The 8,317-nt window shown below is 64.0% G+C and carries 6 protein-coding genes; 2 read left to right on the top strand and 4 right to left on the bottom strand.

The features are described from left to right. Positions 1–506: hypothetical protein (locus VJR29_01300; protein ID HKY62031.1), on the bottom strand; the 506-nt coding region annotated here is incomplete at its 3' end. Between the two features lie 41 nt (positions 507–547). Next, the gene (locus tag VJR29_01295) at positions 548–2,947 is read right to left on the bottom strand and encodes a hypothetical protein (protein ID HKY62030.1); all 2,400 of its coding nucleotides are present in this window, start codon (positions 2,945–2,947) and stop codon (positions 548–550) included. Between the two features lie 86 nt (positions 2,948–3,033). Between VJR29_01295 and VJR29_01290 the strand changes: the two genes are divergently transcribed. Both VJR29_01290 and VJR29_01285 read left to right on the top strand, forming a co-directional pair. Beyond that, positions 3,034–3,540: a macro domain-containing protein gene (locus VJR29_01290; GenBank protein HKY62029.1), complete on the top strand. Its 507-nt coding sequence runs from the start codon at positions 3,034–3,036 to the stop codon at positions 3,538–3,540. After that, entirely contained in the window at positions 3,540–4,154 is a 615-nt protein-coding gene (locus VJR29_01285) for a DUF4126 domain-containing protein (protein HKY62028.1), read from the top strand. The genes VJR29_01290 and VJR29_01285 overlap by 1 nt, the downstream gene beginning before the upstream one ends. Here VJR29_01285 and VJR29_01280 read toward each other — a convergent pair. Continuing rightward, on the bottom strand, positions 4,126–6,057 hold the full coding sequence (locus VJR29_01280; GenBank protein HKY62027.1) for a hypothetical protein: 1,932 nt from the start codon (positions 6,055–6,057) through the stop codon (positions 4,126–4,128). The two genes, VJR29_01285 and VJR29_01280, sit on opposite strands and share 29 nt — an antisense overlap. Before the next feature lie 104 nt (positions 6,058–6,161). Beyond that, on the bottom strand, positions 6,162–8,317 hold a 2,156-nt coding region (locus VJR29_01275), incomplete at its 5' end, for a hypothetical protein (protein ID HKY62026.1).

Raw genomic sequence — 8,317 nt, 5'->3', positions numbered from 1 at the left:
GCGCTCCACTCCTGCTCCCTTCCCAAAGCCGCATTTCCCAGCCGGCCGGCCATCGGGAAGACCAAGCCTTCCACCCCAAAGCCGCTGAGTCCGGCCAGGGCTCGCGCTCCCGCACCTCGGGTCAGCAAGCCAGCGCTCGGGCTGCTCGCCAAGCGAGCCAAGGTGACCAAGCGGCTGGCCCGAAAGGCCGCCCCGGCCACCGTCATCGCCAACAGCGTCGTCGGTTCGGTGGCTTCTTCGGTGAAGCGGCTTAAGAGAACTTCGGCTCGGTCGCCGATATGGCCTTGGCCCAGTTGGGCGTTCAGCCGCCGTTGAGCCAGCTCCCGGATCGGGGACGGGATCGCCGAATTTTGCAGAATCTCCTGATAGAGTTCGACCGCCAAGTCCGGCCGCTGGGCCCGCTCCTGCCGGCCGGCCAGCGACAGCAGGCCTTCTCCGCGCAACTCCGGGTCGCGCTCGCGACTTAAGGCTCGCCGCTCGGCATCGTGGGTGATTCGGGAGGTCATCGTGGGCTTATCGTCCTGGCGGGGTGGGGGTTGTGCCGGCTTCAGTGACGCGGAGCATCGGGCCGAAAGCGGTCCAAGAGCCGCTGCAAAAGGGTCTGGGCGGCTTGACGGACTTCCATGTTCGGGTTGAAGCCGGCCAGCAGCGACAAGGGTTTCAGATAGGGTCCGGAGCTGACTTGGTCGGCCAAGCCTTCGCTGACCGGATAGCGCTCGGCCAAGCGCCAATATTGGTCGAAAGCTCGAACCTGGAAATCACCCTGCTCGGTGATCCAGCCTTGGCGGAGCAAGGCCAAGCCCTCTCTCATCTCGCCGATCACAGCCTGGGGCACATTCCGAGGGAAACCATGGACCCAGGGCTCCAGATCGCGCGAGGCTTCCTGGCAGGAGCGCAGCATCTCGACGTAGGCCTCGACGAAATGGGCCCGAATCCTGGGGTCCTTCGCCAATTCGATGGAGCCGCGAAACTGACGGCCGAGACCGGCGAAGAGATCGACCATCGTGGCCAGCTCGACCAAGTGGTGCTGGTGGAGGCCGATCACGGCGTCGACGTAATGGGGATAGGCCTTGAGCACCGTCTCCAAAACTGGGGGCGGCGTTTTCAAATCTCGATTCTGCTGGAGAAAGGCCACCTCCTCGCTCAAGCCGAAATCGAGGCCCTGCAAGGAATTGGTCCGGGTGACGGTGCGAAAGAGTTTCCAAAAATTGGGATAGTGAAATGCGGCCAGGTCGCGCCGCGCCGGATCGGCATCGGTCAAATACTGCCGAAGCATGCGGATGCCCGAGAGGACCTCGCGGGCCGCCAGCTCGCCGGTGGCGTGGACCGCTTGCAGCGAGTCGTGCCAAGCCTCGAGATAGGCTTTGCGCAGGGCCGGCTCCGGCAGCAGCTCGGCGCCCAAGTGGAGCGTGGTCAAGACTTGATGGAGGGCGTCGAGCAGGTGAAGATCGCGGGTCGAGCCTTCGCCCAGGGCCATCCGCTGATGGAGCAAGAGCGAGGCGATGGCCGGCGACGCCTGGACGGCTTGGCGCAGGAAGCTTCCGTTGTTGCCCTCCGAGATGAGCTGGCGGTGGAGCAACACGTTGTTGACGATCCGCTGCTCCAATTCGAAGTGGCTTTCAACGTGGCTGAACTTGTCGCGGAAAATCCGCCAAGCCGGAGCGTAAAAGCGGTGGCCGATCGCCACCAGAAAGGGATCCCGCGAGGCGGCCCAGGTCCCGAGCATCTCCACCCCGAGCTGGATTTCCTCCAGCGTCTTGGTCTGGCCGACCGGCAATTGAGCCAGCAGCTCCAGATAATCCCGGGTCAAGTTCTCGCGGCGGGCCCAGGCTTCCGGCGGCGCGATCCGCACTCGCAGGCTCGCCGCCCGGATCAGAACTTCGGCCGCCGACCTTTGGCCGCCGCCCTCCCCGCCCTGGGACATGTAGACTCGATCGGGTCCCCGCAAGGGCTCGACGCCTCGGCTCGACGCCAGCGCCGCCCCGGCCACCAGGGGCTCCGGCAAAATTCCAGCTTTACTCCAAGGTGGCCTGAGGTCGCGGCCGCCGCCGCGCTCGAGAACGGCGGTTTGGGCTTCCAGCGAGCGCTCCCAATTTCGCCAACCCTCGCCGGTCAAGCCGCGTTGAATTCTCCCAGCCGCGTTGAATTGGAGAAGCATCGCCAAGGAGTCGAGGAGCGTGATGGACCCGCGAGTCCTTTCCCGCAGCCCGAATCGAGTCTCCAGCTCATGGCCCAGCAAGATCCCCCCGAACATCCCGGCCTGCTGGCCGAGCGGCCCCAAGAGCGTCCGCCGACCGGCCAAGCCGGCCAAGAGACCGCCGGCCCGCAGGGCGCCGAGCAAGAGGAAGCTCGAGGCCGTCTCGCGGGCCCAGGCCGAGCCGCTCCAGGCTTGGTCCCGGCCCAAAGTCAGATTCCCCAACCGGGCGGCCAAGGGAAAAACCAGGGCCTCGCTGACGAAACCGGCCGCATGAGAGAGGATCCGGGCGCCGAAACCCCGGCTCAAGGCGCCGGCCGCCGGATTGGCGGCCAAGCGGGCCAGGCTGACGAAACGAGCCGTTCGAAAGGCGGCGCCGGCCGCGGTCATGGCGAAAAGGGAAACCGGATCGGTGAGCTCCCGGCTGAAGCGGCTCAAGAGGACTTCGGCCCGGTCGCCGACCTCGCCCTCACCGTTCCAGGCCGCCAAGCGACGGCGAGCCCGATCGCGCAACTCCGGCGGAGCCTCGGCCGATTCCAACATTTGGGCATAGATCCGGCTGGCAAGCTCGGGCCGTTGGTCTCGCTCCAAGCGGCCGGCCAGGGTTAAAAGCCCCTCCATGTACAGAAAGGGGTCCCGCTCTCTTTCCAGCGAGCGCCGTTCCGCCAGGGCGCTGCCACTCAGACCGTTCAAGGCACGGTCCAAAGGGTCTCCGGCCAGGAGCCGGCGATGGGTGGGGGCTTCGAGGGTCATGGATTCGGCGAAATTATCGCGATGACCTTGAAATGGTTGCGATTGACGAAGTTTCAGTCACTTTTTAATATCCCTAGAGCATGTCGGTGAAGGGCAAGATCCATATACTGCAAGGCGACATCACGGAAAGCGAAACCGATGCCATCGTCAACGCCGCCAACACCGACCTCTGGCTCGGCTCCGGCGTGGCCGGGGCGATCCGGAAAAAAGGCGGCCCCAAGGTTCAAGAAGAATGCGACGAGGTCGGCCCGATCGAGCGGGGCCAGGCCGCGGTCACCGGCGGCGGCCAGCTCAAGGCCAAATACATCATCCATGCGGCGAGCATGAGCTTCGATGAGCCGACCACCGAGGAATCGCTCTACGATTCGGTGAAGAACTCCCTGCTCCGGGCGGCCGAGCTCAACCTGCTCTCCATCGCCTTCCCGGCCATCGGCACCGGCGTCGCCGATTTCGACCCCCAACGCTGCGCCGAGATCATGCTGAGCGAGATCATCCGCCTCCTGCCGGAGGCCCCGCGGCTCGAAAGGGTCGAGATCGTCCTCCTCGATCCGGATATTTACAGAACCTTCCAAGAAGAGTACCAAAGGCTTTGATGGATTCGATTTCCACTCTGAGCCTGATGCTGGGCAGCGCCTGGACCAGCGGTCTCAACGTCTACGCCACCGTGGGTTTCCTGGGGCTTTTCGGGCGCTTGGATTGGCTCAGCCTGCCCGCCGGCCTCCAGCCCTTGGAGCATCCGGCGGTCATCGCGGTCGCCCTCTTCCTTTATGTCGTGGAATTCGTCGCCGACAAGGTGCCGGCCTTTGACACGGTCTGGGATTCGATTCAGACCTTCGTGCGGGTGCCGGCCGGCGCGGTCTTGGCCTATGCCGCGGTCGGCGAGGTTTCGCCGGAGCTGAAGCTGGCGGCTTTCTTGATCGGCGGCTCGCTGGCCTTCTCGGCTCACGCCACCAAATCGAGCCTGCGGGCCACGGCCAACATGAGCCCCGAGCCGTTTTCGAATTGGCTGCTTTCCTTGGGCGAGGATTTGACGGTTTTCGCCAGCATCTGGTTCATGTTCGCCCATCCCTACGTGATGCTGGGCTTGCTCTTGGTCTTTTTGCTTTTCTTTCTCTGGTTCGCGCCCAAGATCTTTCGGGCCTTCCGCTGGATGTGGCGCAAGTTCACCGGCCTCTTCGTCAGTGCCAAAACCAGAACCACTCCCTGACATGGTATTTGAGGAAATCGAGGAAGCGCTGGCTTTCGCTGCGCTCGGGTAGGGTTTTTTGGTCCTCGATTCGCCGGGCATCGCGCTGCTTCAAGGATTCGCGCAGCTCGGCGATCTCGGTTCGGCGGCCGTTGCTTTCCAAGCCGGCGACCGCGATCTCGGCCGGTTTCTCATGGCGCGCGGCCATGACCAGCGCCCACAGGTTGTCGCGATTTCCGAGCTGGGTTTGGCCTTCGAGGTGGGGCAGCCATTTGGCGAGGTGCCGGCGAGCCTCTCGGGCCCGTTTAAGCTGGCCCGGCGTGGCGGCGTCCAGCAGGTAGGCGTAGGCGCGGCCGACCAAGGCCGGCGAAGCCCGGTCGCCGGGCTCGGTTCGGTTGTCAAAGCGATGGAGCCATTCGGCCCGGCTCAGCATGTCGATCCCCTTGCTGGCTTCGGGCGAGCCTTGAGGCAGGCGGTACAGCAAGCGGGTGTAGAGGGGGAAAAGCTTCTCCCGGCTCAGAGCTTCGGTGTTCCGGTAGTAGTTCCAAGATTCGGTGTCGCGGGGATCGGGGCGGTGGGCCCTTCCGATCTTGGGATTCTCCAAGACCTTGCGCAGGATTTGGGCGCCCCGCTCGACCAGCGGATTGGCGAAACCGCCCTGCTCCAAGCCCTGGACATAGAGCTCGGCGGCGGTGTCGCGAATCCGATGTTGGTAGCCGTAATAGGACGCTCTTTCTTCAGTCCCCTTGCCTTCCAAGGTTTTGGCGGAAATTCCGGGATTGGCCACCAGCCGCAACAGCATTTTTTGCAAATCGGGAAAATGCTTGGTCCCAACCAGCTGGGGATGGAGCTGGCGGTAAGCTTCCAAGGCTTCCCATCGGGCGGTCGGCTCGACCTTGGTGTCGGTGAAGCGAGCCCGGTAATTCGCGGAAAGCTCCTTGGCCTTAACCGGCGGAATCGAGCGGCCCCGGCCGATGCCGCCATTGGGAGCCGTCATCAATAAGGGCCCGGCCGGCTCCTTCGGGACATAGCTTGAGGCGGTCACCGCTTCGGGCAGCGGCGATTCCCAAGAGACGTTCCAAGCCGGCTTGAACGGCGAACGAGGCTGCCGCCATTGGAGGCCGGCCTCCCAACTTTGGAAGCTCGAGCCGAGCAGCGAGCGGCCGGCCCGCAGCCCGGCGCTCAGGCTGAAATAGGCGGCGAAGGATTCGGCCAAGCTCGTCCAGGCGTCGTTCGCCGGCCGCAAGCCCCAGCTTTGCTCCAGTCGATTGACCGCGAAGAGGCTCAAGCCGCCGGCGGCATGGGGAAGCAAGGCTTGACTGGGCAAGCGTTTCAGCGGCGCGGCGAAGAGCGGCGCCGAGAGCTTGAGCAGCCCCAGGCTCAAACCGGCATGAAAAAAATCCTGACCCCAGGAGGCGGTGGTCGAAGCCATTTGCCGCTGCAAGATCACGAAGGTCGGGATCTCGGCGCCGAAGCCTATGCCGCCGGCCAAGAGGCGGCCGCTGAGACCTTGCCCCCAAGGAGCTCCGAGGGCGGCCAGACGGGCGCCGGCATAAGCCCGGGTCAGGCTGAAGGCCACCGAGCCGGCCATCATCGGGACGAGAAATTTGGGGTCGAGGACATTGCGGCCGATTTCGCTCACCAAGCGCTCGGCCTGGGCGCCGAAGGTCCCCCGGCCCTGGAGGACGGCCAGCCGGGACGAGGCCTTACGAGACACATCGTCGCCCCTCTCCTCGCCGGCCAATTCGGCGTAGAGCCGCCCTGCCGCTTCGGGATAGCGGCCTTCCAGCCGGGCAGCCAGATTCAAGCGGCCTTGCCGTTTCAGCTCGATATCGGTCTCTTTATCCAATGACGCGATTTCATTGGATAAATTTGTAGGTAAGGAGGGCGCTCCGGTGCCGGAACGCTCCAAATTCGCGCTCATGTGCCCCTCAATAATTGCGGCGTAGGGGGTTTATCGACCCGGAAGACTTGAGGTTGCGGCTTCCGCCGACGAAGCCTCAAGTGGCGGTTTTTGTCAACGAAAGCTCAGGGTCGGGTTCGGGCCAGCCGAGCTTCGATCTCCTCTTTGTTCGGCAGCTCCCGAATCCGGTACTGCACCCGCATTTCGACCGGGAGTTGGTCGAGATGACCGCGGAAGACCAAATAAGGCCGAAGCAGGGAATGGTCGCCCATGAAGACCTCGCGCAGAAAATCGCGGTGGAAGCCCCCCTGTCCCGTCAAGATGCGGGCATGATCCGTCATCTCGCCTAAAAAGAACTCGATGTCCCGGCGCTGGCCGGTTTCCCGCTCGGAGAGCTGCTTGGCATCGGCGGTCAGCAAGTAAGTCCAATCGCCCTGCGGGCTGGCCCGCTGACCGCTCTGGATCGCGTCGAGGACCGGCGCGAGACGATCTCGGAGGGTGAGGCGATAAACCTCGCCCAAGCGGCGAGGATCGCGGAGCAGGCGGTAGTTTTCCAGCGGAAAGCGCGGCCGCTTCAAACCATGGTAGAGTTGCTGGACGAAGGCGGCGCGCAAACCTTCGTCCAAGGGAAGGTAGCGCTCGCCGACCAAGTTCTCGAGCTTATCGCCCAAGGGAAGCAGCCGAGGGTCGCCGGACGATTGAACCACTCCCTCGATCACCCGGCGGTAGCTTTGGTAGGTCTGGCTGCTCAAGCGCTCTTGAAAGCGCCGGACCAGCCCGAGCTCGAGGTGAGCCAAAGCCAGCTCCAAGGTCCGATGAATCTGCAAAAGGTTGCTCAAAGTGATGGGGCTCCAGGTCTTGGAGCTGCTGCTGCCCTCGTTCTGAACCCAGTGCTGGGCCAAACGGGCGAGCAAGACACCCCGGCGTTCCGCGCCCTCCTCGAGCGCGGCCGCCTTGTCGAAAGAACCCGCCACCCCCAGGTTGGTCCAAAGGGTTTGCAGCCTTTGCTCCATCCCGCGGCTGTAGCCGGGCTCGGCCTCCCAGCCGTAAGCCGCGTATTCGCCTTCACCGACGAACTGGAATTGGCCCATCACCAGGTGGCTCGGTAGGTACCAGTAGGTTTGCTGCGGTGTTTGGTGGGCCTTCCACTCGGCGCGAATCGCCTCGCCATCGCGCATGAATTGAACTTGGCCGCCGCCTTTCTCTCGCCAAACCACCGTGAACCGGCGATCGTGGACCGGCGGCTTGGCGCTGAAAACTTCGGCGAAGGATCCCAGCTCTTCGAGTCCGATTCGGCCTTTCGTCAAGCGGAAGGCCGGGTTCTGCTCGGCATTGGACTCGACCTGGGAGATCAATCTTTCCATGCCGGCCCTGAGCTCGGCCGGGTCGGGTCGGGATGAGGGGCGCGGGGGCACCGAGTCTTGCCGCGGCGGAGCCGGCGTCTCGCGGGAAAGGGCCTTGCGGATCACGTCCCGAGTCTCGATCTGGATGGTGCCCCGGGGGTCCTTGCCGTAGTGGATGGCGGTCTGGGTTGCCGGAACCACCACGGTCAGCGTGAAGTCCTCGGGCAATTGGTATTCGCGAAAATACCGGAAGAGATCGATCCGAAGCTCGCCTTGTTGGGCCTCGCCGAAGGGGGCGCCATCCCGATAAATCAGGACCGCCGGTTCTTTCTCCAAGCGCAAGTAAGTTTCCAAAGCCTCCTGGATCCGCCTTTGGATGTGACCGCCGGAAGCAGCGTGCTCGATTTCGCGGGCCCGCAAACTGAGATTGGGCACCCGGTAATCCACATTATACAGAAAGAGCGGGAGCCGGCTGGCCTGGGGCAGAAGCGAGGGCCGGGTCAAGCCTTGCAAGGTAGTTCGACGGCGGGGATTGTCATTGCCCCCCTTTTTGCCGTCCTCGCCGCTCATGTAGACCCGATCGGGGCCGAGCGGTTCGGGGCGAGGGTGAATGAAAGATCCTTCGCCGGCGAAAGCCGGCTCGGGGGAAATCCCCCCTAGCCCCCCTTTTTCAAAGGGGGGAACTCTTCCCTCCCCCCTTTGAAAAAGGGGGGGATTTGGCAGCGCTCGCGACAAGGCCTCCGTCCGAACCTCCACTCCCCTCTCCCAACGCCGCATCCCTTCACCCAACAAACTCCGGTTCAATCGCCCCGCCACCTGGAAGGTCAGCAAGGTCGAGAGCCCATCCACCAGCGCGATCGACCCGCTCGTTCGCTCTCTTAAGCCCGCTCGAACCTCCAGCTCATGGCCCAGCAAGATCCCGCCGTACATCCCGCTGG

The sequence above is a fragment of the bacterium genome (assembly GCA_035281585.1).
GTDB lineage: Bacteria > UBA10199 > UBA10199 > DSSB01 > DSSB01 > DATEDP01.
The sequence above is the reverse complement of the archived record's forward strand: the minus strand, read 5'-3'. Positions and strand labels throughout refer to the sequence as shown.